This is a genomic window from Bradyrhizobium sp. B097 (assembly GCF_038957035.1).
In the GTDB taxonomy this organism is placed as follows: Bacteria; Pseudomonadota; Alphaproteobacteria; order Rhizobiales; family Xanthobacteraceae; genus Bradyrhizobium.
Genome location: NZ_CP152412.1, coordinates 3,281,827 through 3,306,256, shown reverse-complemented (window position 1 = coordinate 3,306,256; position 24,430 = coordinate 3,281,827). Strand labels below are relative to the sequence as shown.

General features: G+C 65.6%; 21 protein-coding genes. 8 read left to right on the top strand and 13 right to left on the bottom strand.

Annotated features, from left to right (window positions below; all coding sequences use genetic code 11):
• Positions 1–226 precede the first annotated feature (226 nt).
• Positions 227–1,195: a lysylphosphatidylglycerol synthase transmembrane domain-containing protein gene (locus AAFG07_RS15280; protein ID WP_342728000.1), complete on the top strand. Its 969-nt coding sequence runs from the start codon at positions 227–229 to the stop codon at positions 1,193–1,195.
• 28 nt (positions 1,196–1,223) lie between these two features.
• Positions 1,224–2,234: a glycosyl transferase gene (locus AAFG07_RS15275; protein ID WP_342727999.1), complete on the top strand. Its 1,011-nt coding sequence runs from the start codon at positions 1,224–1,226 to the stop codon at positions 2,232–2,234.
• Positions 2,235–2,301: 67 nt separating this feature from the next.
• Here the strand turns inward: AAFG07_RS15275 and AAFG07_RS15270 are convergent, their stop codons facing one another.
• From AAFG07_RS15270 to rfaD, 6 genes are all read right to left on the bottom strand, one after another.
• Positions 2,302–3,243, bottom strand: coding sequence for an NAD-dependent epimerase/dehydratase family protein (locus AAFG07_RS15270; RefSeq protein WP_342727998.1), 942 nt, complete (start codon positions 3,241–3,243; stop codon positions 2,302–2,304).
• Positions 3,240–4,454, bottom strand: a complete 1,215-nt coding sequence (locus AAFG07_RS15265; RefSeq protein ID WP_342727997.1) for a glycosyltransferase family 4 protein — start codon at positions 4,452–4,454, stop codon at positions 3,240–3,242. Before AAFG07_RS15265 ends, AAFG07_RS15270 begins: the two co-directional genes overlap by 4 nt.
• Positions 4,455–4,502: 48 nt before the next feature.
• Entirely contained in the window at positions 4,503–6,416 is a 1,914-nt protein-coding gene (locus tag AAFG07_RS15260) for a nucleoside-diphosphate sugar epimerase/dehydratase (protein ID WP_342727996.1), read from the bottom strand.
• Positions 6,417–6,499: 83 nt separating this feature from the next.
• Complete coding sequence (locus AAFG07_RS15255; protein WP_342727995.1) at positions 6,500–7,780, bottom strand: O-antigen ligase family protein; 1,281 nt, start codon at positions 7,778–7,780, stop codon at positions 6,500–6,502.
• Positions 7,781–7,788: 8 nt separating this feature from the next.
• Positions 7,789–9,261: a D-glycero-beta-D-manno-heptose-7-phosphate kinase gene (gene rfaE1, locus AAFG07_RS15250; RefSeq protein ID WP_342727994.1), complete on the bottom strand. Its 1,473-nt coding sequence runs from the start codon at positions 9,259–9,261 to the stop codon at positions 7,789–7,791.
• Positions 9,262–9,279: 18 nt separating this feature from the next.
• On the bottom strand, positions 9,280–10,260 hold the full coding sequence (rfaD, locus tag AAFG07_RS15245; protein WP_342727993.1) for an ADP-glyceromanno-heptose 6-epimerase: 981 nt from the start codon (positions 10,258–10,260) through the stop codon (positions 9,280–9,282).
• A gap of 135 nt (positions 10,261–10,395) precedes the next feature.
• Here rfaD and waaF point away from each other — a divergent pair, with 135 nt between their 5' ends.
• A complete protein-coding gene (waaF, locus tag AAFG07_RS15240) occupies positions 10,396–11,460 on the top strand; it encodes a lipopolysaccharide heptosyltransferase II (RefSeq protein ID WP_342727992.1) in 1,065 nt (354 codons plus the stop codon).
• Here waaF and AAFG07_RS15235 read toward each other — a convergent pair.
• A complete protein-coding gene (locus AAFG07_RS15235; RefSeq protein WP_342729161.1) occupies positions 11,442–12,482 on the bottom strand; it encodes a glycosyltransferase family 4 protein in 1,041 nt (346 codons plus the stop codon). The genes waaF and AAFG07_RS15235 overlap by 19 nt on opposite strands.
• Before the next feature lie 137 nt (positions 12,483–12,619).
• On the opposite strand from AAFG07_RS15235, the gene galE reads away from it, so the two are divergent.
• Together galE and AAFG07_RS15225 are read left to right on the top strand one after the other, a co-directional pair.
• Positions 12,620–13,633 carry a UDP-glucose 4-epimerase GalE gene (galE, locus tag AAFG07_RS15230; protein ID WP_342727991.1) on the top strand — a complete coding sequence of 338 codons (1,014 nt, stop codon included), beginning with the start codon at positions 12,620–12,622 and terminating at the stop codon, positions 13,631–13,633.
• 108 nt (positions 13,634–13,741) lie between these two features.
• Positions 13,742–15,553, top strand: coding sequence for an ABC transporter ATP-binding protein (locus AAFG07_RS15225; protein WP_342727990.1), 1,812 nt, complete (start codon positions 13,742–13,744; stop codon positions 15,551–15,553).
• Positions 15,554–15,556: 3 nt separating this feature from the next.
• Here the strand turns inward: AAFG07_RS15225 and AAFG07_RS15220 are convergent, their stop codons facing one another.
• Positions 15,557–16,744, bottom strand: a complete 1,188-nt coding sequence (locus tag AAFG07_RS15220) for a dipeptidase (RefSeq protein ID WP_342727989.1) — start codon at positions 16,742–16,744, stop codon at positions 15,557–15,559.
• Between the two features lie 153 nt (positions 16,745–16,897).
• Here AAFG07_RS15220 and AAFG07_RS15215 point away from each other — a divergent pair, with 153 nt between their 5' ends.
• Positions 16,898–17,599: a fumarylacetoacetate hydrolase family protein gene (locus AAFG07_RS15215; RefSeq protein ID WP_342727988.1), complete on the top strand. Its 702-nt coding sequence runs from the start codon at positions 16,898–16,900 to the stop codon at positions 17,597–17,599.
• Between the two features lie 60 nt (positions 17,600–17,659).
• Here AAFG07_RS15215 and AAFG07_RS15210 read toward each other — a convergent pair whose 3' ends face one another.
• Positions 17,660–17,926, bottom strand: coding sequence for a hypothetical protein (locus tag AAFG07_RS15210; RefSeq protein ID WP_342727987.1), 267 nt, complete (start codon positions 17,924–17,926; stop codon positions 17,660–17,662).
• A gap of 180 nt (positions 17,927–18,106) precedes the next feature.
• Positions 18,107–18,343, bottom strand: a complete 237-nt coding sequence (locus tag AAFG07_RS15205; protein ID WP_342727986.1) for a hypothetical protein — start codon at positions 18,341–18,343, stop codon at positions 18,107–18,109.
• A 208-nt stretch (positions 18,344–18,551) separates the two neighbouring features.
• On the opposite strand from AAFG07_RS15205, the gene AAFG07_RS15200 reads away from it, so the two are divergent.
• Positions 18,552–18,824, top strand: a complete 273-nt coding sequence (locus tag AAFG07_RS15200; RefSeq protein WP_342727985.1) for a hypothetical protein — start codon at positions 18,552–18,554, stop codon at positions 18,822–18,824.
• Positions 18,825–18,899: 75 nt separating this feature from the next.
• Here the strand turns inward: AAFG07_RS15200 and ggt are convergent, their stop codons facing one another.
• A complete protein-coding gene (gene ggt, locus AAFG07_RS15195) occupies positions 18,900–20,582 on the bottom strand; it encodes a gamma-glutamyltransferase (protein ID WP_342727984.1) in 1,683 nt (560 codons plus the stop codon).
• A 317-nt stretch (positions 20,583–20,899) separates the two neighbouring features.
• A complete protein-coding gene (locus AAFG07_RS15190) occupies positions 20,900–22,597 on the bottom strand; it encodes an NAD-dependent malic enzyme (protein WP_342727983.1) in 1,698 nt (565 codons plus the stop codon).
• Positions 22,598–23,054: 457 nt separating this feature from the next.
• On the opposite strand from AAFG07_RS15190, the gene AAFG07_RS15185 reads away from it, so the two are divergent.
• Positions 23,055–23,210: a hypothetical protein gene (locus AAFG07_RS15185; RefSeq protein WP_171947661.1), complete on the top strand. Its 156-nt coding sequence runs from the start codon at positions 23,055–23,057 to the stop codon at positions 23,208–23,210.
• A gap of 89 nt (positions 23,211–23,299) precedes the next feature.
• Here the strand turns inward: AAFG07_RS15185 and AAFG07_RS15180 are convergent, their stop codons facing one another.
• Complete coding sequence (locus tag AAFG07_RS15180; protein WP_342727982.1) at positions 23,300–24,229, bottom strand: aspartyl/asparaginyl beta-hydroxylase domain-containing protein; 930 nt, start codon at positions 24,227–24,229, stop codon at positions 23,300–23,302.
• Positions 24,230–24,430 lie beyond the last annotated feature (201 nt).

Genomic DNA, 24,430 nt, shown 5'->3' with positions numbered 1-24,430 from the left:
CCCCACGCGTCTGGTCGGATCTTACCGGTCTTGTAAACTCCCGGTGAACGGCTGGCCGTCCCCCGTTCCGGCATCTTTAGCCGCCCCTTCGCACCTGCCGCAATAGGGACCAGTACGGGTATTGCCAGATCGGTGCGGAAACCATACCAAGGCGGCGAATTTGGGCGCGCGAAAGCGTTTTGCGCTGTTTTTGACACATTCTGAAAACCTGGCAGCGCGAACGGAAATGCGCCGAATCCTGCTTTCGACCGTCAAGATCCTGATCTCGGCTGCGCTGCTTTATTTCTCGCTGCGCAAGGTCAACCTGTATGACCTCGCCTCCCGCATCCAGGTCGAGAGCCTGGGCTGGCTCGGCCTCGCGATCGCGGTCACCTTCCTGCAGATATTTCTCGGGGTGTTGCGCTGGCGCGAGATCAGCGTGGAGTGCGGCGCGCCGCTGGAAACCGCGCAGGCGATGCGCTTCAACGTGATCGGCACCTTCTTCAACCAGACCCTGCCGTCCTCGATCGGCGGCGATGCCGTGCGGCTTTGGCTCGTCGCGCGCGCCGGCGCGGGCTGGCGCGCGGCCACCTATTCGATCTTCGTCGATCGTGCGGTCGGACTGATCGCCCTCGCCGTCGTCATCGCGGCCACGCTGCCCTGGAGCTACCGGCTGATCTCCGATTCCCACGGCTGGATGGCGTTGCTGCTGCTCGACATCGCCGCGCTCGCGGCCGGATTTGGCTTCCTCGTGATCGGCCTGTTGCCGTGGCCCTGGCTGAAGCAGTGGTGGGCAACGCACCACATCCACGCCTGCGCGGTCATCGCGAACCGGGTGTTGTTCAGCCGCCAGCATGGATTGCGGGTCGCGACCCTTTCGATCGCCATTCACGTGGTGACCGTCGTGATCGCCTGGTGCGTGGTGAAGTCGATCGCGGCCCCAGTCACCTTCGGCGAGATCTTCCAATTGTTGCCTCCGGTGATGCTGATCACGATGATGCCGATCTCGATCGCAGGCTGGGGCGTGCGCGAGGCCACGATGGCGCTCGCTTTCGGCTATGCCGGCCTGATCGCGAACGAAGGCGTCAACATCTCGCTGCTGTTCGGCGCGGTGTCGTTCGTGGTCGGTGTGTTCGGCGGCCTGGTGTGGATCCTGAGCCCGGAAAAGGCCGCCAAGGGCGCCGAGCCGATCGAAGTCCCTGGATCGCAATCGTGAGTCCCGGGATCGCAGTGGCCGAATTAGAATGAGCAGTTTCGAGACCCTCCTGTCATTGATCGCAGCGGTGCTGGCCGCATCGATCTCGGCCGTCCTGATCCGCGCGACGCGGCCTCTGCTGCTGCGCGTGGCACTGGCGAAGCCGAATGCGCGCTCGTCGCACCGCATTCCAACGCCGCAGGGCGCCGGCATCGCGGTCATCGCAGCCACGCTGCTGGCGGGCGGGATCGTCATCGTGCTGGCCGGATCGCCGGACCTCACGATACCATTCACCGTGTTCGCGGCCTGCCTGTTCATCGCGGTGGTGGGCTTTGCCGACGACATCCGCTCCCTGCCGGTCGCCCCGCGGCTGTTGCTGCAGGCGGCCGCCGTTGCAGCCGTGGTGTTTTCGGCGCCGGCCGATCTCAGGCTCGTTCCGGCCTGCCCGATCTGGCTCGAACGCGGCCTGCTGCTGATCGCCGGCCTCTGGTTCGTGAACCTCGTCAACTTCATGGACGGGCTCGACCTGATGACGGCGGCCGAGGCCGTGCCGATCACGGTGGCCGTCGCCCTGCTCGGCAGCTTCGGCCATGTGCCCGCGGCTTGCGCGCTGGTCGCGGCGGCGCTGTGCGGCGCGCTGCTCGGCTTCGCGCCGTTCAACCGGCCGGTGGCCAAGATATTCCTTGGCGATGTAGGCAGCCTGCCTATTGGCTTGCTGCTGGGCTGGTGCCTGCTCGAGCTTGCCCTGCATCAGCAATTCGCCGCCGCGCTGCTGCTGCCGCTGTATTATTTGACCGACGCGACGGTCACGCTGTTTCGCCGCATCGCGCGGCGCGAGCCGTTCTGGTCCGCGCACCGCTCGCACTTCTATCAGCGCGCGACCGACAATGGATTTGTGGTGTGGCGCGTCGTCGGCGAGGTCTTTGCACTCAACGTCGTGTTGGCGCTGCTCGCATTCGCCTCGGTCGCCCTCAATTCCCGCGTGGCAGACATCGTCCTGCTGCTGGCCGGCGCGCTCGCCGTCGCCTGGCAACTGCGCCGGTTCTCGCGACCGTTCTGATCGGGCCAGAGCGCTTACCAGCGAAGTGGATGCCGGTTCGCGTGAAGAAAACGCGTCAAAACAAAATCTAGATATCCGTTCGGCTCAGCGCGCGCTTCAGCCCTTCATCGAGGCTGATCGGCTGCTGCCATCCGGTGCTCGCGACCTTGGACAGATCAAGTTCAAGCGAGGCGAACAGGCTGTCATAGGCTTCCTTGCGGCCGCCCACCGTGAGCGACACTCTCAGGAGCGGCGACGGCAGCCAGAACAGACGCGGCGAGGTTTCTGCCGCGCGGGCAAGCCGCTCGACGAACTCCCGCGTCGAGACCTGCTCGCGGTCGGCCACCAGAAAGACGTCGAAATCATTTCCCGGTCGCGACAACCGATACAGAATGAACGACGCCAGGTTTTCCGCGGACAGGAACGCGCGGCGATTCTTCACAAAGGCGAGCGGAAGCGGCATGCGATTGATCACCGCGCGCTTGAGCAGGGCGAAATTTCCCTTCGCGCCGGCGCCGTAGATCAGCGGCGGCCTGATCACAGTCACCCTCATGCCGGTGCCCGGCACAATCCCCTTCAGGCCAACTTCGGCGGCCGCCTTCGAGTTTCCGTAGAGGCCGCGCGGTGTCAGGACATCGTCCTCGCGAAACGGCGGGCGGCCGTAATTGCTGCGCCCATGCACGAGGATCGTGCTGACAAAAATGAAATCCCGAACGCCCGCCGCAACCGCCGAACGCGCCAGATGCAGCGTGCCTTCGATATTGACGTTGCGGTAGAGCTCGATCGCCTGCTCATCGGACTGCTGGTGAACGCGCGCCGCAAGATGAACGACGGCGTCCACGCCATCGAGCGCGGCGCGCCAATCGGTGGCGGGACTGAGCGAGCCGATCGCCACGTCGTTTGCATCCTGCAGCGGGGTGCGCACCGCGCGTCGCACCAACCAGCCGTTCTGCTCGAGCTCAGGCACCACGTGGCGGCCGACAAAGCCGCTCGCACCCGTCACCAGAACCGTCGGGCGGCGATCATTCATGCTGTCCGCTCCACATCGTCTTTGGATAACAGCTCCGCAACCAGCGCTGCGTAGCTCGACAGGGCCCGCTCGGGACTGAAGGTCCGCGCGGTCGCGACGGCACGCTCGGCCATCGCGGCGTCCTGCGATTGCGACGCCATCCTGATCGCATCGGCGAGTTGGTCGGGCCGTCCCGGCGTGACGACCCAGCCCAGCCGGTTTTCGCTGACGGTCAGCGCGGCCTCGGCTTCGGGTTCGGAGACCAGGATGACGGGCCGGCCGGCTGCGAGCAGATTATAGAACCGGCTCGGGACCGATACACCAGCAACGTTCTTGCGATAGGGAATGAGCCAGACGTCCGCGCTGGAGAGCAGCGCATCGAGCTCGCCATCCGCGACGCGCTCGACCAGCGTGACGTTGGCGAGCTGCGCCTCGGCCTGCATCTCCTTCAGCCGCGCAAAGCCCATGCCCCATCCCGACAGCAGGAAATGGATATCGCGCTCGTCGCGCAACAGCCGCGCGGCCCCGAAGACGATGTCCGGATCGTGGGTGAAGCCGAGATTGCCGGACAGGCCGACGACGAAGCGGGCGGCGATCGCCTTGCGAAACGGATTATCGGGGCTGACGGGACGATCGCCGGGGTCGAGCGTGGCCCAGTTCGGGATGAACCTGATCTTGTCCGGTGTCATGCCGCGGTAGCGCAGCAGCAGCTTCTCGGCGTCGCGGCCGATCACGATGACGGCGTTCAAGGCACGAAACATCAGCGCGTTGATCGCGCGCATCGCCCGCACAACCAGCGAGGACGGCCGCAGCAGGCCGGCCATCACGAGAACATCCGGAAACAAATCGTGCAGGATCAACGCAGATTTGGCCCCCTTCAGCCTTGCCGCGGCGGCAACCGCGTAGGGAAGCGCGAAGGGAGCCGTCACCGTCAGCGCCACGTCGCCGCGCTGCAGCCGCGACAACAACGCAAAGAACATCCGTCCGGTGAATAGCGCCTCGGCCAGCGCGCGCTTGATCAGCGCCGCCTTGCCCGGCAGCCAGTTCCTGATCTCGACGACGACGGGCCGCCCCGGCGCCGGCGCCCGCGCCGAGCCCGGCATCCCGGAGACCACCACCACGTCCGCCTCCTGCGCGATCCGTTCGGCGATCGCGGACATGATCGCGGCGGTCGTGCTGTGGTCCGGCGGATAATGCTGGCTGGCGACCACGACTTTTCGAGAACTGGGCATCAATGGCTTTCGAAACGGTGCTGCCTGATCGCCCGCAGGACGACGCGGTCAGGCGGCATTCGACCCGAACTCGGGCACGGCGTCCTGAAGGACGGCACGGATGGTGACGCGGTCATCCCTCTCGATCGCATCTTCCAGCGCCGCGAGCCACTTGCGCAGTGTCGACATCGGAGGCTGGTTCGGCTTGGCGGCCATGACGCCGGCAACGCCGATTTCGAGCGTCGGCTCCTGGCTTGCGAACAGGATCTCGTTCAGCCGCTCGCCGGGACGGATGCCGCTGAACACGATCTCGACGTCGACACCCGGTTGCAGGCCCGACAGGCGGATCATCCGCTCGGCGAGATCGACGATCTTCACCGGCTGCCCCATGTTCAGCACATAGACCGAGACGTCAGGCCGCGCCGGCGTCATGGCGTGCGTCGCGGCGGTGATCACGAGATCGCAGGCTTCGCGGATCGTCATGAAATAACGGACCATGTCCGGATGGGTCACCGTGATCGGTCCGCCGGCTTCGATCTGGGCCTTGAATTTCGGCACCACGGATCCGTTGGACGCCAGCACGTTGCCGAACCGCACCGAGATCAGCCGCATGTGCGACTTGCCCCTGGCCTCGGCCATCAGGTCATGATCCATCGCCTGACAGTACATCTCGGCGAACCGCTTGGTCAGGCCCAGCATCGACACCGGCTCGATCGCCTTGTCGGTCGAGATCATCACCATGGCGCTCGCGCCCGCAGCACGCGCCGCGTCGGCGACGTTCACGGACCCGAAGATGTTGGTCTTGACCCCTTCGCTCCAGTCGCGCTCCAGGATCGGCACATGCTTGAGCGCCGCGGCATGGAACACGATGTCGGGCTTGAACTCGCTCATCAGGCGCGTGATGCGCTCGCGATCCCTGATGTCCGCGATCCGGCCCTCGATCTCGGGGCCGCTGTCGCGCGCGGACAGCGCCTCGGTGACCGCATAGAGCGCCGGCTCCGAGTTCTCGACGACCAAGAGACGCGCCGCGCCGAAGGTCGCCACCCTCTCGCAGATTTCCGCACCGATCGAGCCGCCGCCGCCGGTCACGATGACGGACTTGCCCTTCACCAGCGTCTCGAGCCGCGCATAGTCGATCTTCTGGCTCGGGCGCAGCAGCAGGTCTTCGACCGCGACATTGGTGAGCCGTGGCGTATCGCCGCCCTCCAGCGACGGCAGGCGGCTGACCATCAGACCGAGCCGCTTGGCGCGCATCAGCACGCTTTCCGGATGCGCATCCGGCTCGAAGGCCGAGGGCGTCATGATCACGCGCTTGATCGGCCGCTGGCGGCTCTCGAAATCCCGAATCACGGCTTCGATATCATCGACGCCGCCGACCACGGGAATGTTGCGGATCATCTGGCCGCGGTCCGCGGCCGACGGCGAGAGCACGCCGACCGGCCAGAGCCGCTTGATGGCGCCGTTCTCGATGCCGCGCAGCACGACTTCCGCGTCGGCCGTGCGTCCGACCAGCAGCGCCGACGCGGCATTGTCGGATCGGGCATGAAGCCGTGTGCGCGAATAGCGGAAGTAGCGATAGCCGAGGCGCAGCGCGCTCAGCGCGAACACCTCGAGGAAGAAGAACAGGATGATCGTGACGCGGCCGAGGAACACCGGGCTTGGCGAATTCGCCCCGGTGAAGAAGTAGACGTAGTCCACCACGACCAGTGCCAGCGTCAGCACCGCTGCGACCCGCAGGATGTTCACCGCGTCCGGCAGCGAGGTGAAGCGCCATTTCGCCGTGGTCAGATTGGAGAAATAGCTGACCACGATGCTGAACAGCACGAACCAGGGCAGAATGCGCAGCAAATGCGGCAGCCGATCGGTAAGCAGGCTGCCCTCGAAGCGCAGATAAAAGCTCGCCAGCAACGCAAACGTCGTCGCCAGCGCGTCATGTGCCAGAATCAGGAAGTTGCGCAGGGTGAATTGTGAAAGGCGCGTCATCTAACGGACGGGTTGCTGGCAACTGGGAGTTGGCGACGAGACATTGGCAGGCTGTAGCGTATCTGCGGAGCCCTTGCCAGCGATCATGGACGGATCGGAGGCTCGGGTTCCATATCCGTCCCCAATCGCCCCTTCAACGCCATACCGCCTGCAACCCCGACGCCCAGCACGTACATCCAGCCTTCATGAAAGTCGAAGATGTGTGAATTAAACAACGAACTTGAAATATTCTGTACCACGACGAGAAGCCCGATCCAGTTGACGAGACCGTCGCCGCGGAACAGCAACAGGTGCAGCAGCCACATCGCGTACAGTATCGCTACACCCACAATGCCCCACTGCACAGCGACGTTCAACGTTTGATTGTGGGGGTTTCCGATCACTTCGGCGGACGCCTGGTTCACACCGCCGGCCGCGACGCGCTCGAACAGACCCCGCGTCGCGCCGGTGCCGTGGCCGACGACCGGAGCCTCGGCAAAGAAGCCGAGCGACTTGCGCCAGAATTCGAGCCGCAAACCAAGCGACGTCGGCTCGTTGCGCTCCATGTAGAGCTTGTAGTCGCGCTGGAATGAATCGGCCGTCGCGCGCAGTTGCGGCGAGGCGTACCACGCCGCCACGAACAACGCGCCGGCCCCGCACAGGATCAGGGCGATGCTGCGCCAGCGCAGATGCAGTAGCGCAAACACCGCAAACATGATCGGAATGGTCACCAGCGCCGTCCGCGACACCACCACGAACGCCATGTTGGCAAGCAGGCTGAGCGCGATCCCGGTCAACAACACAGCCGGCAGGACGCGATTGGCCCGCAACAGCATCACGATCGGATAGGCCAGCGCGACCGCGCACAGCGTGAATTCCTGGCTCTGGTCGATGTAGTTCTTGACAAAGACGCCCTGCTCGCCCGGGGCCGGCGCTCGCAGCGCGAGGTGGGGATAGGCAAGCACCAGCCACGACATCAGCATCAGCAGCGTGCAGGAGACGAGGAAAGCCACGAACACCCATGTCCCGCGGCTCGAGCGCTGGAAGTGATAGAGCAGGACGGGAAGCACCAAGAGCTTTGCGGTCGGCCCGATCGCGTAGAATCTCGCGCCCCAGGCGGCGTCCGACCAGAGCGTGCCGGTGAGCGCGAGGCAAAACAACGCGATCGGCGCCACGCAGATCGGCCGCTTCAGCAGCGTCCAGAACGCCCGCAGGTCGACGGTCGGCGCAATCGAGATCAGCAGCACCACGCCGAAGATGCCGACCAGCGAGGTCGACCACGGCAGCGACACCGCAATCAGGACCGCGACCACATCGGTCGTGCTCTGCCAGCGCGCCGGATCGCGCCAGGCCGGGCACGCCGCGGCGCCTGCCGGGGATGCCATGCTCGCGCTCACGCCTTGCCCTCACGGGCGCGGGCAACCAGCGACGTCGTGCTATGGCCCTGCAGGATCTCGACCAGCACGACCTCGCCGCCGGCGGCCTCGACGATCTCGTGGCCGACCACCTGCTCGCGGGTATAGTCGCCGCCCTTGACCAGCACGCTCGGCCGCACCTTCGTGATCAGGTTGATCGGCGTGTCCTCCTCGAAGATTGCGACGAGGTCGACGGCTTCCAGCGCCGCCAGCACCTCGGCCCGGGCGCGCTCGTTCTGCACCGGACGCCCCTCGCCCTTCAGCCGCTTCACCGAGGCGTCGCTGTTCAATCCGACGATCAGGCGGTCACAGGCGCTGCGCGCGGCGGTCAGCACCTTGACGTGGCCGGGATGCAGGATGTCGAAACAGCCATTGGTGAAGCCGATCCGCAGATCCTGCCTGCGCCATTCCTCGAGAGACGCGTCGACATCGCCGCCGGCCAGAACGATCTTGTCCTCGGCAGCCAACGTAGCGTGCGGCAGGATCCTTCGCCGCAATTCGGTGGCCTTGACGGTCGCGGTACCGGTCTTGCCGACCGCGACCGCGGCTGCGGCACTCGCGATCCGCAGCGCGCCGTCCCAGTCGGCACCACCCGCCAGCGCCAGCGCCAGTGCCGCAGCGACGGTATCGCCGGCCCCGGAGACATCGCGCACCTTGACCGGCAGCGCCGGCACGTGGATCGAACCGCCGTCCCGCGTCACCAGCGTCATGCCGCGCTCGCCCTGCGTCACCAGCATCGCCTCGCAATCGGCGAGGACCATCGCGTCGGGCGCGGCCTGCGCGATGCTGTCCTGGCTGTCAGCGCGGCTGCGGGTCGCCTCGGCGAATTCCTTCCGGTTCGGCGTCAATACGGTCGCGCCGCGATAGATCGCGAGATTGGCGCTCTTCGGGTCGACGATCACGCGCTTGCCCGCCTGGCGCGCGGCGTCGATCACATTGCGGATCACGCGCGCGGTCAGCACGCCCTTGGCATAGTCGGACAGCAGCACGATGTCGGCGCGCGCAAGGTGCGGCAGGATCGCGTCGATCAGCTGCTGCTCGATGGCGGGCGCGGCCGGCGCGGCCAGCTCCCAATCGGAGCGCAGCATGTGGGTCGAGAACTGTTCCGAGACGAAGCGCACCTTGCGCGTGGTCGGACGCGCGGCGTCGCGCACCAGCACGGTCTCGATCCCCGCCTCTTTCGCCAGCGCCTCGGTCAGCACCGTCCCGGCGGCATCCTCGCCGATCAGGCCGACGAAGATGCAGCGGCCGCCGAGCGCGGCGATGTTGCGCGCGACGTTGCCGGCGCCGCCGATATTGATCTCGCTGCGCCTCACCGCGATCACCGGCGCCGGCGCCTCCGGCGAGATCCGCGACACCTCGCCATACACGAACTCGTCGAGCATGAGGTCGCCGACGCAGAGCACGGTCTGGCCGGACATTGCACGCGAGATCGCTTCAAAATCGAACATCAGTCACCGTCATCCGCTCTAGCGATAGCGATCCGCGCGATCGAGAAAGCCGTTCACATAGGCTCCGACCGCGTCTTCCAACTGCGTAAAGCCGCCATTGTATCCGGCGCGCCCGAGACGATCGACGACGCTCTGGGTGAAATATTGGTAACTGCCGCGAATCTGCTCGGGCATGTCGACATACTGGATGTTCGGCTTAAGGCCGAGCGCGCCGTAGGCCGAGACGATCAGGTCCTTGAAGCTGCGCGCCTTGCCGGTGCCGACATTGAAGAGGCCGGAGACCCGCGGCGTCGCGACCAGCCACATCATCACCCGCACGACGTCGTCGACATAGATGAAGTCGCGGCGCTGATCGCCGTCGGCGATGCCCTCGCGATGCGACTTGAACAGCTGCACGACGCGGCCCGCTTTGATGTCGTCGAAGCGGCGCGCCAGCACGCTCATCATCGTGCCCTTGTGATATTCATTCGGGCCGAACACGTTGAAGAATTTCAGCCCCGCCCATTGCGGCGGCAGAGCTTCGCCTTTCGCAGCGCGCTCGGCGACGGCGAGATCGAACAGGTTCTTGCTCCAACCGTACAGGTTCATCGGCCGCAGACGCTTGAGCGCCTCAACGGAACCGTCGTCGTCAAAACCCTGGTCGCCGTCGCCATAGGTGGCCGCCGAGGAGGCATAGATCAGCGGGGTTCCGGTCGCGGTGCACCAATCGAGCAGCCGCATCGAGAGCCGGAAATTGGTCTCGATCACCAGATCGCCGTCGATCGCAGTGGTCTCCGAGATCGCACCGAGATGGAGGACGGCATCCAGCCGCCGGCCCTGCAGCCAAGCCATCAACTCAGCCGGCGGCACGAAATCGGCGATCTGGCGCTTGGCCAGGTTCCGCCACTTGCCGTCGTCCCCAAGAATGTCGCAGACCGCCACGTCGCTGCGCCCGGCGTCATTCAACGCGGCCACGACGTTCGATCCGATAAAACCGGCGCCCCCGGTTACCAGAAACATGATGAAATCCCGCCAGATTCCTTTGCAGCCGCCAGCTTTGCCCCACTCCCGCGCCACAGGCAACGACGGCTTTACCTCACATCGCGAACCGGTTACCGACTTGGCCGCGCCGATCCGGCTTTGGCCTGTTTAGAAATGAATATTGATTCAATATCTGACATCGAAACCCAGGATACCGAGGATACCAGACCGATCCTCGTCGTACCCTATGTTTGGATCGGCGATTTCGTGCGCGGCCACACCGTGGTCAGGGTGCTCCGCAAGCGCTGGCCCAACCGGCCGGTCGACCTCCTGACATCTAGGCTTTGCGCCCCTTTGGTGGATTATATGCCCGGGGTCCGTGCCGCCGTCGTGTTCGACCTGCCGCGCAGCCGGCTGGCCCTGGCCCGGCAGCGGGCGCTGGCGGCCGAGTTTCGGGCTCGGAATTACGCCACCGCGCTGGTGCTGCCGCGCACCTGGAAGGCTGCCATCGCGCCGGCCCTGGCGGGCATCCCGGAGCGGGTCGGCTTCTTCGGCGAGGCGCGGTTCGGCCTGATCAACGCGATGCGATGGGGCGAGAAGAAGCAGCCGCGCTTCATCGACAAGAACGCCATCCTGGCGCTGCCCGATGGCACCCCTCGGCCGCCCGAATGGCCGGTGCCGCAGCTGCGGGTTCCCACCGACGAGGTCGGCCGATGGCGGCAGGCCAACGGCCTCGGCACCGGTCCGGCCATCGCACTCGGACCCGGCTCGGTCGGGGTCTCGAAACGCTGGACCTATTATCCGGAAGCCGCCCGGCTATTCGCCGAACACGGCTTCGACGTCTGGGTGGTCGGCGGCCCCGGCGAGAAGGCGCTGGCGCAGGAGATCGCCGCTGTCGGCGGCGCGCGGGTCCGCGATCTCACCGGCACCGATCTGCGCAACGGCGTGCTGGCAATGGCCGCGGCCAGCGTCGCTGTGACCAACGACTCCGGGCTGATGCACATCGCAGCCGCGATCGGCACCCCGACCATGGGCATCTTCGGCCCGACCGACCCCTATCTCTGGGCGCCCCTCAACGGCCTCGCCGCCACGGTGCGGCAGACCAAAAGCAAGCTGCCGTGCCAGCCGTGCCAGCGCACGGTCTGCACCATGAACGACCATCGCTGCATGCGCGACATCGCCCCCGAAGAGGTCGTCGGGATAGCCGAGCGCGTGCTGGCTCAGATCAGCGCGCGATAGACCGCCGCGATCGCCTTCGCCTCCGCATCGAGGCTGAACTTATCCACAACTCGTTGGCGTGCCCGCGCCCCCATCGAAGCGGCCGCGGCCGGATCGCGCATCAGGGGCTCGAGTGCCGCCACCAGCGCGTCGACATCGCCCGGCGGCGTCAGCACGCCGGTCGTGCCGTCCTCGACCACGAACTCGGCGGCGCCGGCGCGCGCGGCCACCAGCGCCGCGCCTGCCGACATCGCCTCGATCAAGGTCAGGCCAAAACCTTCATTGCGCGAGGTGAAGGCGTAGATCGTCAGCCGCTGGTACCAGCGCACGACATCCTCGATCGGCAATTCACCGGCGATGATGATGCGCGATTGCAGCCCGGCGGCCTCGATCTTCCGCTTGAGCTCATTGGCAAAGGCCAGTTGCTCCGGCACCACCGCGCCGACAATGACGGCCGTGAAATCGGGATAGTGCGGCAGCAGCCTGCACATCGCCTCGACGAACACGTCGCTGCCCTTCTGCGCGCGCACCCGCCCGAAGCAGCCGATCGCATAGCGCCCCGGCAATCCGCTTTCGGCGAAGGCGTTCGCACGATCGGCCGGAGGCGCATAACTGATGGTGTCGACGCCATGCATCACCACGGTGGCGTCGCGCTTCAGATAGGAGGCCGACAGCGGGCTGGTCGCGATGATCGCATCCATGTTGCGGATCAGCCAGCGCGTCAGCCAGGAGTGATGACGCTGCGCGGCAGACGTGAACAGCAGTTTCAGCGGCCAGCCGAGCGCGCGCAGCGCGAGCCCGACAATCATCTCGTTATTGCGTCGCGCGTGCCAGATCAGCGGCCGCGCGCGCCGCCACAGCCGCATCAGATCGACAAATCCGATCGCGTCGATGCCGTCCGGCCGATGCGAGCCGAGCCAGCCTGCGCGAAACATCTTGGCAAGCTTCGGCGCGACCATGCGATTGGTCGCGGTGACACCCGAATAGCGTCGGTGCAGATTGGGCACGATGAGCACGAGCTCGCCGGCAGGTGTGTTCTCGATCGGCACGCAAGTCTCCGTTTCGTGCCAGTTCCTATACGCAACATTAAGCATAGTGGCCAGTTCGGCCGCCGCGAAACCCCCTCTTCACCGCACTCCCGCTAGCATCGCCCGTTAAAGATATCGGGAGAGCTCTATCCATGACCGTGCTTGTGACCGGCGGTGCCGGCTATATCGGAAGTCACATGGTTCATGCGCTGGTCGATGCCGGCGAGAGCGTCGTCGTCGTCGACAATCTTTCCACCGGCTTCTCCGCGTTCCTGCCCGAAGGTGTTCCGCTGTTCATTGGCGATGCCGGCGACGAGAACCTCGTCGAGGGCGTGATCGCACAGCACGGCATCGACAGCATCATCCATTTCGCAGGTTCTGTCGTGGTGCCGGACTCGATGCGCGATCCGCTCGGCTATTACCGCAACAACACCATGACGACGCGCAGCCTGCTCAACGCGGCGGTGAAGGGCGGCGTCAACCGCTTCATCTTCTCCTCGACCGCGGCCGTCTACGGCAATCCGGACCAGGTGCCGGTGCCCGAGATCGCGCCGACGCGTCCGCTGTCGCCCTACGGCTCGTCGAAGCTGATGACCGAGATCATGCTGCACGATGTCGCCTCCGCCCATGGCATGAGCTACGTCGTGCTGCGCTACTTCAATGTCGCCGGCGCCGACCCGAAGGGCCGCGTCGGTCTTGCCACCATCGGCGCCACCCATCTGCTCAAGATCGCGGTCGAGGCCGCGACCGGCCAGCGCGCCAAGATCGACGTGTTCGGTACCGACTATCCGACCCAGGACGGCAGCTGCGTGCGCGACTTCATCCATGTCAGCGACCTCGTCGAGGCGCATCGCTCGGCGCTGTCCTATCTGCGCGCCGGCGGGCAATCGGTGACGATGAACTGTGGTTACGGCCGCGGCTATTCCGTGCTCGAGACCATCGAGGCGGTGCGCCGGGTCTCGATGCGCAATTTCGCGGTCGCCTATGCCGCGCGCCGGCCCGGCGACATCATGACCATGGTGGCCGATACGACCCGGATCCGCTCGCTGCTCGACTGGACCCCGCGCTACGACGATCTCGAGACCATCGCGAGCCACGCGCTGGCCTGGGAGGAGAAGTTGTTCCGGGAGCGCGGGGGCGCCGCCCGACAGGCAGAATCGGCCTAAAAATCAAGCCGTTATCAAGCAGTTATTGTGCTTGAAAAAGCCCCGCCAAGCGGGCAAGGAGGTCCGCAACCCTGACGGCCGGCGCTGCCCGCCGTCAATGGAACGCGGATGGCTCAGTTTCCAAAGAAAATTACCGACGATCCCTATGGCGCGGCGATCCTGATTCGCCGCCTGGTCACGGAACAGGGGATCACCTACTGGCGGCGCTATCTGACGGCGTTCGCCCTGATGGCCGTTGCGGCCGGCTCGACGGCCGGCGCCACTTACGTGCTCGGCCAGGTGATCAACCAGGCCTATGTCGACAAGAACATCCCGGGCATCGCGATGTTTGCCGGGGTCACGGTGGCGCTGCTGTTCATCAAGGGCGTGGCGACCTACGGCCACATGGTGATCCTGTCGAAGATCAGCAATGCCATCCTGGCGCGGAACCAGCGGCAATTGTTCGCCAAGCTGATGAGCGAAAGCATCGGCTTCTTCTCGCAGCGGCACTCCTCGGAATTCCTGGCGCGGCTCACCGCCGGCGCCAAGTCGATCACCGACGTGCTCAACATGCTGGTCAATGCGATCGGCCGCGACTTCCTGATGCTGATCAGCATGGTCGCCGTCATGGTCTGGCAGGACCCGCTAATGTCGTTCATCGGGCTCGTGGCGGTGCCGCCGGCGATGCTGGTGCTGCGCAAGCTCGTGAAGCGGATCAAGGGCCTCGCCTACAACCAGTTCACCGGCACTGCCGACATCATGGAGACGATGCAGGAATCGCTGCAGGGCATCCGCACCGTGAAGGCGTTCACGTTGGAAGGCACCATGCAGCAGCGGATCGACGAGAACATCGCGATCGTCGAGCGTAACGCCAACAAGATGGCGCATGTCGCCAACCGCTCCAACCCGCTGATGGAGATGCTCGGCGGCTTCGCGGTTGCCGGCTGCCTGATGTATGGCGGCTACAGCGTGGTGGCGCTCGGTTCCACGCCGGGCCAGTTTTTCACGTTCCTGACCGCCTTCCTGATGGCGACCGAGCCGGCCAAGCGCCTAGCGCGGCTCAACATCGACCTCAACAGCCAGCTGGTCGGCGCGCGGATGCTGCTCGAGGTCGTCGACAGTCCCGCCAGCGAGCAGGCCGACGACGACAAGCCGGCGCTCAAGCTCTCCGATGCGCGGATCGAACTGCGCGACGTCAGCTTTGCCTATCGGCCCGGTGAGCCGGTGCTGAACCGCTTGAGCTTCATGGCCGAGCCCGGCAAGGTCACCGCGCTGGTCGGTCCCTCCGGCGGCGGCAAATCGACGGTGCTCGCCCTGCTGCTGCGCTTCTACGAGACGCGCGAGGGCGACATCCTGATCGACGGACAGTCGATCCTGTCAGTCTCGCGCAAGTCGCTGCGCCGGCAAACCGCCTATGTCGGCCAGGACGTCTATCTGTTCCGCGACACCATCCGCGCCAACATCGCGTTCGGCAAGCCGGGCGCCACCGAGGCCGAGATCGTCGACGCCGCCAAGGCCGCCTGCGCGCACGACTTCATCATGAGCTTCCCGCTCGGCTACGACACGCCGGTCGGCGAACACGGCACGCAACTGTCCGGCGGCCAGCGCCAGCGCATCGCGGTCGCCCGCGCGCTGGTCAAGAACGCGCCGATCATCCTGCTCGACGAGGCCACCGCCGCGCTCGACTCGGAGTCCGAGAAGCAGGTGCAGGAGGCGATCGAGCATCTCTGCCAGGGCCGCACCACGATCGTGATCGCGCACCGCCTGCACACCATCATGCACGCCGACGCAATCCTGGTGGTCGAGGGCGGCGAGATCGTCGAGCGCGGACGTCACGAGGATCTGCTGCGCCGCGGCGGCCGCTATGCCTCGTTCTTCCGCCTGCAGCATCACCACGACCCGTCGCCGCTGGCATTGGCGCCGATCAGCGCCACCGGCTGAGGTTCATCCCTTCTCGTCCTTGGCGACAAGGCCTGCGCGCAGCACGCGCAGGACATTGCCGCCCATGACCTTGCGGATGTCGTCCTCGGAGAACCCGCTCGACATCAGCGCCTGGGTCACGGCGGCGATCCCGCTCGCATCGAATCCCGTGGTGGTCGAGCCGTCGAAATCCGAGCCGAGGCCGACATGGTCGATACCGACCAGGTCGCGGACATGGGCAATCGCCCGCGCGACGTTGTTCGGATCGAGTGAGCAGACCGCGCCTTGCCAGAACCCGATGCCGACCACGCCGCCGGTCCGCGCGACACCCCGGACCTCATCATCGGTGAGATTGCGGTTGACCTTGCAGGTCGCCTGAACGCCGCCATGGCTCGAGACCACCGGACGCGTCGCCATCGCCAGCACGTCGGCGACCGCCGCATGGCTCGCATGGGCGAGATCGACGATCATTCCCTTCGCCTCCATCCGCTGCACCACCTGCCGGCCGAGCGGCGTCAGGCCGCCCTTTGCCACGCCGTGCATCGAGCCGGCGACGTCGTTGTCGAAGAAGTGCGCGAGACCGGCCATCCTGAATCCGGCCGCGTAGAGCACGTCGAGATTGTCGATGTTGCCCTCGAGATCGTGCAGGCCCTCGATCGACAGCATTCCGCCAACCACCGTCATGCCGCTCTTGCGATCCGCGAGCAGGCGATCGATCTCCGCCGGTGTCGTGATCACGCGAAGCCGCCCAGTGGATTTGTCGGCGAAGCTGTGCAGCTTCTCGGCATGCCATAGCGAGCGCTGCAGCAACGAGAACCACGTCCGCATTGGCTGCAGATCGATGATGGCAAGGTTCGTGATCGTGTCGGTGTCGCCAGCGTTGGCATCATAGTTCTGGCCCTCGGGCGACTTGGTGACCGACGAGAACACCTGCAACGCGTAGCGGCCCTCGATCAGCCGCGGCAGGTCGATATGGCCGCGATCGGATCGCGCGATCAGGTCGCGCTTCCACAACAGGCTGTCCGCATGCATGTCCGCCACATCGAGCGTCGCCTGCAAGGCCTGCGCGGCGGGCGTGATATCCACGGCCACGCGCTGGATCTTGTTCTGCCCCCGGTCGATCCGTTCCGGGGTCACCACAAAAAAGCGAACAGCGGAGGCGAACAAGACCGCGGCAACCAGCGCAAGGCCGACCGAAAGCCATCTGCGCATCGGCGTCACCGCTCTCGCCGGCCAAGGGCGGCCGCGCCCGGCGGAAAGCTGGCCTCACGTCTGCGCCTGGTGCAGCCGCGGCCCCTAGCCCCCAGCGCCGTAACCGCGTAAATACGGCCCGCGCTCCCTCCTTCAACCCTCCGGGACCCGTTCATGAACGCCGCCTCCACCGTCATTCCGCTTCCCCCGCAGCCCTCGCTCCCCGTCGTCGGCGAATCCGGCACCTATCCGGTCCGCCGCATCTGGTGCGTCGGCCGCAACTACCTCGAGCATATCAGGGAGATGGGCAATGACGAGCGTGCGCCGCCGTTCTTCTTCGGCAAGCATGCCGACATGCTGGTGCCGGACGGTGCGACGATCCCCTATCCGCCGCTGACCAAGGACCTGCATCACGAGGTCGAGCTGGTGGTGGCGATGAAGAGCGGCGGGCTCAATATTCCCGCCGACAAGGCGCTCGAGCATGTCTACGGCTATGCCGTCGGCATCGACCTGACCCGCCGCGACCTGCAGATCGCATCGCGCAAGAAGGAGCGGCCTTGGGAGATCGGCAAGTCGTTCGACTATTCCGCGCCCTGCTCCGCGATCCAGCCTGCCTCGAAGATCGGCCACCCCTCCAGCGGCAAGATCTGGCTCACCGTCAACGGCAAGGAAGCGCAGAAGGGCGACCTCACCGAATTGATCTGGAACGTGCCTGAGATCATCTGGCAGCTCTCGCAGCAGGTGAAGCTCGCCGCCGGCGACATCATCATGACCGGCACGCCCGCCGGCGTCTCGCAGCTGCAGGTGGGCGACAAGCTCGAATGCGGCGTCGACGGCGTCGGCACGCTGAAAGTATCGATCGGCAAGCCGGAGTAACTCCGGATCCGATCCACCAGCAGACTGCGGCCCCGAACCAAATTCGGGGCCGTTGCTGTTTCAGAACTGCTCGTGGCCGGGATGGTTGGGGTCGCCGAGATATCCGCCACCTCCGCTGCCACCGGCACTGTCACCGCTGTAATCAGTTCCGAGATAGGGCGGCGGATCGACCGGCTGGCGATGCGGACCGCCCGAACCGCCCGGGGGCAGTTTCGCGCCCACATTCTTCGGCGGCGCCATGTGAAGTCCGCCGGCCTGCGCGGAGCTCAGCGCGGTAACGCCGAACGCGACAACGGCAGCGAAGGCAAGAAGCGAATTGCGTGTCATGCGACGTCTCCTTGAACTCGGGCCGGGGCACCATGCGCCAGCTCCGACGCCGCACACTTCGCACGATCGCACTGGCCTTGCTGTGAGGTGGGTCACGCCCATTCCGCGGCCACTTCCGGGCGACATCGCATCGCCCGGGAAACCCTGGACCGGGGGTCCGGGGCTTTCCGCTGCGCGTGGTCAGCGCATCGTGCCGGGCATGCAGGGCGGCTCGGTGAAGGGCGCGGTTGCGAACGATCCGACGTTCGGCGCGCGCACGCAATCAGTCGTCTTGCTGCTGACCGGCGTCGTCGTCGTTGTCGTCGTCATCGAAGCATGGGCGCGCCGCACCGCAGCATTGTTGCTGGCGGCCGAGGCCTGAGCCGAGAACGCAGCTGCCGCAACCAGAGCAAGCGTCACGAAGGTCATTTTGGTCATCGGGTTTCTCCACACGTGGATGAAGCCGACCAAGCTCGGCTCCTGTGACCAATGACTGTGGACGCCGGATAATTATTTCATCACGCGCGATCACCGAACCGCGAGCGGCCTCATCACGTTCGATGGACCGGGGAATACCAGAACGCGAGAGGCACTCCATTTCATCAAGGCCGCGCGCGAACGCGGCGATGACGGTATGGAGATTCTCATGATCGATCTTCGGCGACTCGGCAGAGGACTTGGCCTGGCTGCAATCCTGTCCGTGGCAGTGACGACCTCCGGCTTCGCACAGGCGACGGTCCAGGCGGCCAGTCCATTTGCATCAAATGAAACCGCGACGCGGCCATGGTCGGCGCCGGTCGGTCATCGCCAGCCGCGCGCCGCCGACATTCCGGCAGCGGCGTCGGCATCGCAGCAGATCATCGATCAGGAAGACGCGATCGTCGACCGCAAGATCAAGGGCATTTGCCGTGGCTGCTAGCGCACCGCGGGCGTGCGCGGCTGCCGGAGGGGCCCGACAGCCGCCGCGCAATTCGTCGGCCTGTCGCGCGTCGTCTCATGACAGCCCGAGGGCGCGCCCGTCGCTGCGGGGATCATGCGCCCCGGTGATGCTTCCGTCGGCGTCGATCCGGATCGCGCCCGGATGCCCTGCAAGCGGACTCTGGGCCGGAATCGGACTCATCTCGTGGCCTCGCTCGGCGAGCGCCTTGAAGACCTCTTCACCGGCATCCTTCTCCAGCTTCAGGCTGTCGCGTGAATCGGAGAATGTCTTGCCGAGCAGGAAGCGCGGCCGCGACAGCGCGGTGAGCGGATCCATGTTGTAGTCGATCAGCCTGGTCAGCACCGCCGCGAGCGTCTGCGGCTGGCCATCGGCTCCCTGCGTGCCGTACAGCAGATGCGGCCGTCCGCCCTTGAGGTACATTCCGGGATTGAGTGTGTGGAACGGCCGCTTGCCCGGCTTGAGGCAATTGGGGCTGGCCGGGTCGAGATTGAACGAAGCGCCGCGGTTGTGCCAGATGATGCCGGTGTCGCCGGCCACCATGCCGCTTCCCCAATCGAAGTAGACGGTTTGCAGCATGCTGACGCAATTGCCGTCCCGATCGGTCGCCGCGAGATAGACCGTGTCGCCCTTCTTGAACACGTGTGGCCACGGCATCGCCTTCTCCAGACTAATCGCCTTGGCGCGGGCGTCGAGGTAGCTCGCCGACAGCAACTGATTGACCGGAACGTCGACGAATTCCGGATCGCCGATGTAGCGGTTGCGGTCGATGAAGGCCTGCTTCACCGCTTCGACCAGCAGGTGATAGTAGTCCGCGCTGCCTTCCGGATACTTCGCAAGCTCGAAGCGGTCGAGGATGCCCATGATCTCGAGCGTCGTGAGACCTTGCGTCGGCGGGCGCAGCCCGAGCAGTTCTCCACCGCGATAGCTGACACGCAACGGCGTCTCGTCGCGCGCGCGGCAGCGCGCCAAATCGTCGGCGGCCAGCGGCGAGCCGATCTGCTTCAGTCCGGCCGCGACGCGTGCGGCGAGCTTTCCTTCATAGAAATCGCGCCCGCCGTTTGCCGCCAGCATCTCCAGCGATTTCGCAAGTTCAGGCTGGAGCAGTGGCTCGCCGATTTCAGGCATCCGGCCGCCGGGCATGAAGATGCGCCGGATGTCGGGCCAGTCCTTCAGATTGTTCGCCTCCATGTCCTGCCAGAAGCGTTGCGACGGCGTGACCGGGAATCCCTTGCTGGCGTATTCGATCGGGCGCGCGAACAGCGACGCCCAGCTCTGCTTTCCAGCCCAGGACTTGCGGCTGAAATCGAACGCCTGGTCCCAGACGTCGACGGTCGTCGCCGCGGTCAGCGCCGATCCCGGCCCGCGGATCGGCACCGAGCCGCTGTAGTTCGGAAGGTTCAGCGCGGCTTGGCCTACGCCGGACAGCGTCCGCACATTGCCCTTGCGATCACTGATCACCATGAAGCTGTCGCCGCCGAGACCACTGAAATGCGGATAGGTCACGCACAGCGTGGCGCCGATGGCGATGACAGCCTCGATCGCATTGCCGCCCTTGCGCAGCACCTCGAGCCCCGCCTGCGTTGCAAGCTCGTGCGGGCTCGTCACCATGCCCGTCTTCGATCGCGCCAGCGCGCCCGTAGTGTCGAGGGCCCAGAGCCGTCTCGGCACCGCCGCGGCAACCGCCGTGAGCATGGACCCGACCAGCAACTCCCTGCGCGACATGCCAAGATTGGCCATTTGTCCTCCCCCTCGTTTTCCTTGTTGCGTCGACATCGTTCTGCGGTCGCGCGCTGCGGAGACCGCAAGACGTCCCAATCCCGAAGGCACGACGCTGGTATTTGGTATACCAATACTGAAGGAACTTCTTACTTCGGTCAAGCCACGGCGTGGAGAAGAACCGGCACTCCCGGCCCTGTCATCGAAGGGTCTTGCCTGGCACCGGTCGATCGACGCAGGCCGGCGAAGCGGACATGCCGCTGGCAGCGGGCCGAATGAGACCGTTGACGAAGCGCAGCGAGTGGAAGCTGCCGCGCCAGGCAAGCCGACGCGCGGCTTTAGGTCCGATCGCTGCTCCGATACGGAACGTAACGCGGAGTCCAGATCTTGGCCCGGATGCGCGCCTCGACCTGGTCGATCGGAATATCCCTGGCGAGCCCCTCCTTGTGCGCCTGCAGCGCGACCGCCAGCGCCACCGTCAGCGAGACATCGCGCAGCGCACTGACCGGCGGCAGCAGATTGTGCTTCGGGTTGTTGCGGGCCGGCGAGACGCTGGCCAGCGCCTTGGCGGCGGCCATGAACATCCCGTCGCTGACGCGGCTGGCGCCGACCGCGAGCGCGCCGACACCGACGCCCGGGAAGATGTAGGAGTTGTTGGTTTGGTCGACCTTGAAGCGCGCGCCGTCGCGCGTAATCGGCGGGAACGGGCTGCCGACGCCGATCAGCGCCCGTCCCTCGGTCCACGCTTCGATATCGGAAGGCGTCGCCTCCTCGCGCGAGGTCGGGTTCGACAGCGGGAAGATCACCGGCCGCTTGTTGCACTCGGCCATCGCGCGGACGATCGGCTCGGAGAACGCGCCGGCCTGCCCGGAGACGCCGATCAGCACGGTCGGCTTGGCGTTGCGCACGACGTCGAGCAGCGCGATCTTGTCGGGATGGCTGAGCTGCCAGCCCGCGATCGCCTGCTTGCTCTGGACAAACGGCAACTGGAACGGGGCGAGCCCGCTCATGCCCTCGAGCAGCAGTCCGTCGCGGTCGACCATGAAGAAACGCTTCGCCGCCTCGCTCTCGGACAGGCCGGCATCGATCATCGCCGCGCGGATCAGGCTGGCGATGCCGCAGCCGGCCGAGCCCGCGCCGAACACCGCAACGCGCTGCTCGGTCAGCGGCACGCCGGTGACGTTGATGGCGGAGAGCAACGCACCGGTCGCGACCGCCGCGGTGCCCTGGATGTCGTCGTTGAAGGTCAAGAGCCGATCGCGATAGCGCTCGAGCATGCGCGTCGCGTTGTTCTTGGCAAAATCCTCCCATTGCAGCAGGACGCGCGGCCAGCGCTTCACCACCGCCGAGACGAACGCCTCGATGAAGTCGTCATAGGCCTGGCCGCGGACGCGCTCGTTGCGCCAGCCGATATAGAGCGGATCGGCCAGGCAATCGGGATTGTCGGTGCCGACGTCGAGCATGATCGGCAAGGTCGTCGCAGGATGCAGGCCGCCGCAGCCGGTGTAGAGCGCGAGCTTGCCGATCGGAATGCCCATGCCGCCGGCGCCCTGGTCGCCTAGACCGAGGATGCGCTCACCATCGGTGACCACGATCGCCTCGACGTGATCGAAGCGCGGATGGGCGAAAATGCGGTCGATCCGGTGCTGGTGCGGAATGCTGAGGAACAGCCCGCGCGGCTTGCGAAACAGCCGACTGAATTTCTGGCAGCCCTCGCCGACCGTCGGCGTGTAGACGATCGGCAACAGCTCTTCCAGGTTGCCGACCAGGAGCGCGTAGAACAGCGTCTCGTTGGTGTCCTGTAGTTCGCGCAGAAAGGCATAGCGCTCAATGTCGGTCTCGTAGCCGCGCAACGCCTCGAGGCGGCGCGAGACCTGTTCGTCCAGCGTCAAGATATTGGGCGGCAGCAGGCCATGCAGGTCGAACGCCTCGCGCTCGGCCTCGGAGAATGCCGTGCCCTTGTTCAACTGCGGATCAGCCAACAGCTCATAGCCGCTCAGCGCGGTGGTGGCGAAAGCTCCAGATGACTCCGACATGACAAGGTCCCCTCAATGCGAAATGCGTCATGCGACCCTATCACGCCCGTGTAACGGATCGGAGCGCGAAGGCGCCGCGCAAAGTTGAACGGCGCCGGCGTCGCGGCTGGCGAGATGGACCTCGTAGAAAGAATGCAGCAGCCCGGCGGAGTTTCGGCCAGCCGGCCATCAGTGTTCGTCCGGACTGAGGCAACACGCTCCCGCTGCGCCTCCGGACAGACGTCAACATACCTTGGTATGGCCTCTCTGATTCCTTGTGATGCCCTGTACCTACGCTCGTACAGTTGAGCGATGGCGCGCGATTTTTATACTCGCGGCCACTCCAACGGGCGACCAACGACTGCGGGCGCAAATAGTGTTCCGAATCCGTGATCGGGATCACTGCTTCGGGGCGAAAAGCGCAGCACTATCACGGGAAGCAAGTGCCGACTGGAACGCGGGTTCGAGGAACACTCACATGATCGTCAACATTCAGAAGCTGAATGGCCTGTGGCACCTCGTCGTCGGGTCGTGCACGATCCGGACGCCGTTCCTGGAAACCCAGAACCGGGAGTGGGTCGTCGCCTATGCCAGGCGCGTCTACCCCGGCGCCAAGGTTTTCGAACGCGACTGATGCCGTTGCGCCCCACACCTCACGTCCCAGACAAAAAAGCCCCGGTTCGCTCCGGGGCTTTTGCGTTTATCGCGGCGCGGCCGCTGCCTTCACCGCAGCGCCGACACCACGATCAGGCCGAGGATCAGCGCGGTCACGGAATACTTCAGCGTGTAGTACACGTTCCGGTTCCACTCCTTTACCTTGCGGCTGGCGAGGTGGATCTCGTAGAGCTTACCGAACACCTTGTTCAGCGCGCCGACATGCTCGCCGTCGACGTTCTGGGTCGCCGACGCCTTGACGATGTTGTGGCTGACCCAGCGATTGATCCGGGTCATGAAGCCGTACTTCATCGGGCGCTCGACGTCGCAGAACAGGATGATGCGGTTGACGTCGGTCTTGTTCTCGGCGCTGTGGATGAAGGTCTCGTCGAACATGAAGGCCTCGCCGTCGCGCCAGACGCATTCGACGCCGTCGACCAGAATGCGACACGCGTTCGAGTTCGGCGTCACGAGGCCAAGGTGATAGCGCAGCGAGCCGGCGAAGGGATCGCGATGCGCCCCGAGCTTGCCGCCGGGCGGCAGCATCGCGAACATCGCGCCGTGCACATTCGGGATCGAATTTAGCAGCTCCACCGTCTTCGGGCACAGCGTGCGCGCCGAGGGCAGGAAGTCGTCGTACCATTTCAGATAGAACCGCTTCCAGCCGCTCTTGAAGAACGAGTAGAAGCCCCAGTCGTTGTTCTTGGCCGCGGCGCGGATGAAGCCCTCGTCGAACAGGCGCGTCGCCTCGTCGCGGATCGTCTCCCAATTGTCGGAGAGCTTCTTGAGCTCGGGAAACTGCTCGACCGGGATCACCGGCGTGTTGGGCACGGCGGAGCCCGCATACATCAGCACATTGTAGGGCGCGAGGTAGGTCGAGTGATCGCCGAGCTGGCGGGCGAAGCGCAGCCGTTGCTTGCCGCGGAAGTGGACGTAGAGCGTAGAGGCCACCAGCACGTAGAGAATGACGAGCTGCGGCGCAAAGAGTTGTCTCAACATGGTCCGTCTATGATCGCAGCGCGCCGATGCTCTCCATGCACCGCCCCGTAGCAGCCTGGACCCTCGATGGGCGGCTTAGCCCCGGGCGGCGAAGCGCAACGCCGACCGCGAAAACTCCCCTTGTTTCATCCTGACTTGGCACTGCGGCGATATCAGGCGTGGGCCGGAAGCCCGCCGCGGTGTCGCCCGGCAAAGCGATGT

What these genes read in the sequence shown, in the direction of transcription:
- AAFG07_RS15275 (WP_342727999.1), top strand. Translation starts at nt 1,224, where the DNA reads ATGAGCAGTTTCGAGACCCTCCTGTCATTGATCGCAGCGGTGCTGGCC.
- AAFG07_RS15185 (WP_171947661.1), top strand. Translation starts at nt 23,055, where the DNA reads ATGATCGTCAACATTCAGAAGCTGAATGGCCTGTGGCACCTCGTCGTC.
- AAFG07_RS15190 (WP_342727983.1), bottom strand. Translation starts at nt 22,597, where the DNA reads ATGTCGGAGTCATCTGGAGCTTTCGCCACCACCGCGCTGAGCGGCTAT.
- AAFG07_RS15215 (WP_342727988.1), top strand. Translation starts at nt 16,898, where the DNA reads ATGAACGCCGCCTCCACCGTCATTCCGCTTCCCCCGCAGCCCTCGCTC.
- AAFG07_RS15205 (WP_342727986.1), bottom strand. Translation starts at nt 18,343, where the DNA reads ATGACCAAAATGACCTTCGTGACGCTTGCTCTGGTTGCGGCAGCTGCG.
- AAFG07_RS15265 (WP_342727997.1), bottom strand. Translation starts at nt 4,454, where the DNA reads ATGCCCAGTTCTCGAAAAGTCGTGGTCGCCAGCCAGCATTATCCGCCG.
- rfaE1 (WP_342727994.1), bottom strand. Translation starts at nt 9,261, where the DNA reads ATGTTCGATTTTGAAGCGATCTCGCGTGCAATGTCCGGCCAGACCGTG.
- AAFG07_RS15270 (WP_342727998.1), bottom strand. Translation starts at nt 3,243, where the DNA reads ATGAATGATCGCCGCCCGACGGTTCTGGTGACGGGTGCGAGCGGCTTT.
- AAFG07_RS15260 (WP_342727996.1), bottom strand. Translation starts at nt 6,416, where the DNA reads ATGACGCGCCTTTCACAATTCACCCTGCGCAACTTCCTGATTCTGGCA.
- galE (WP_342727991.1), top strand. Translation starts at nt 12,620, where the DNA reads ATGACCGTGCTTGTGACCGGCGGTGCCGGCTATATCGGAAGTCACATG.
- AAFG07_RS15180 (WP_342727982.1), bottom strand. Translation starts at nt 24,229, where the DNA reads ATGTTGAGACAACTCTTTGCGCCGCAGCTCGTCATTCTCTACGTGCTG.
- AAFG07_RS15210 (WP_342727987.1), bottom strand. Translation starts at nt 17,926, where the DNA reads ATGACACGCAATTCGCTTCTTGCCTTCGCTGCCGTTGTCGCGTTCGGC.
- ggt (WP_342727984.1), bottom strand. Translation starts at nt 20,582, where the DNA reads ATGGCCAATCTTGGCATGTCGCGCAGGGAGTTGCTGGTCGGGTCCATG.
- AAFG07_RS15255 (WP_342727995.1), bottom strand. Translation starts at nt 7,780, where the DNA reads ATGGCATCCCCGGCAGGCGCCGCGGCGTGCCCGGCCTGGCGCGATCCG.
- waaF (WP_342727992.1), top strand. Translation starts at nt 10,396, where the DNA reads ATGAATATTGATTCAATATCTGACATCGAAACCCAGGATACCGAGGAT.
- AAFG07_RS15220 (WP_342727989.1), bottom strand. Translation starts at nt 16,744, where the DNA reads ATGCGCAGATGGCTTTCGGTCGGCCTTGCGCTGGTTGCCGCGGTCTTG.
- AAFG07_RS15225 (WP_342727990.1), top strand. Translation starts at nt 13,742, where the DNA reads ATGGCTCAGTTTCCAAAGAAAATTACCGACGATCCCTATGGCGCGGCG.
- AAFG07_RS15280 (WP_342728000.1), top strand. Translation starts at nt 227, where the DNA reads ATGCGCCGAATCCTGCTTTCGACCGTCAAGATCCTGATCTCGGCTGCG.
- rfaD (WP_342727993.1), bottom strand. Translation starts at nt 10,260, where the DNA reads ATGTTTCTGGTAACCGGGGGCGCCGGTTTTATCGGATCGAACGTCGTG.
- AAFG07_RS15200 (WP_342727985.1), top strand. Translation starts at nt 18,552, where the DNA reads ATGATCGATCTTCGGCGACTCGGCAGAGGACTTGGCCTGGCTGCAATC.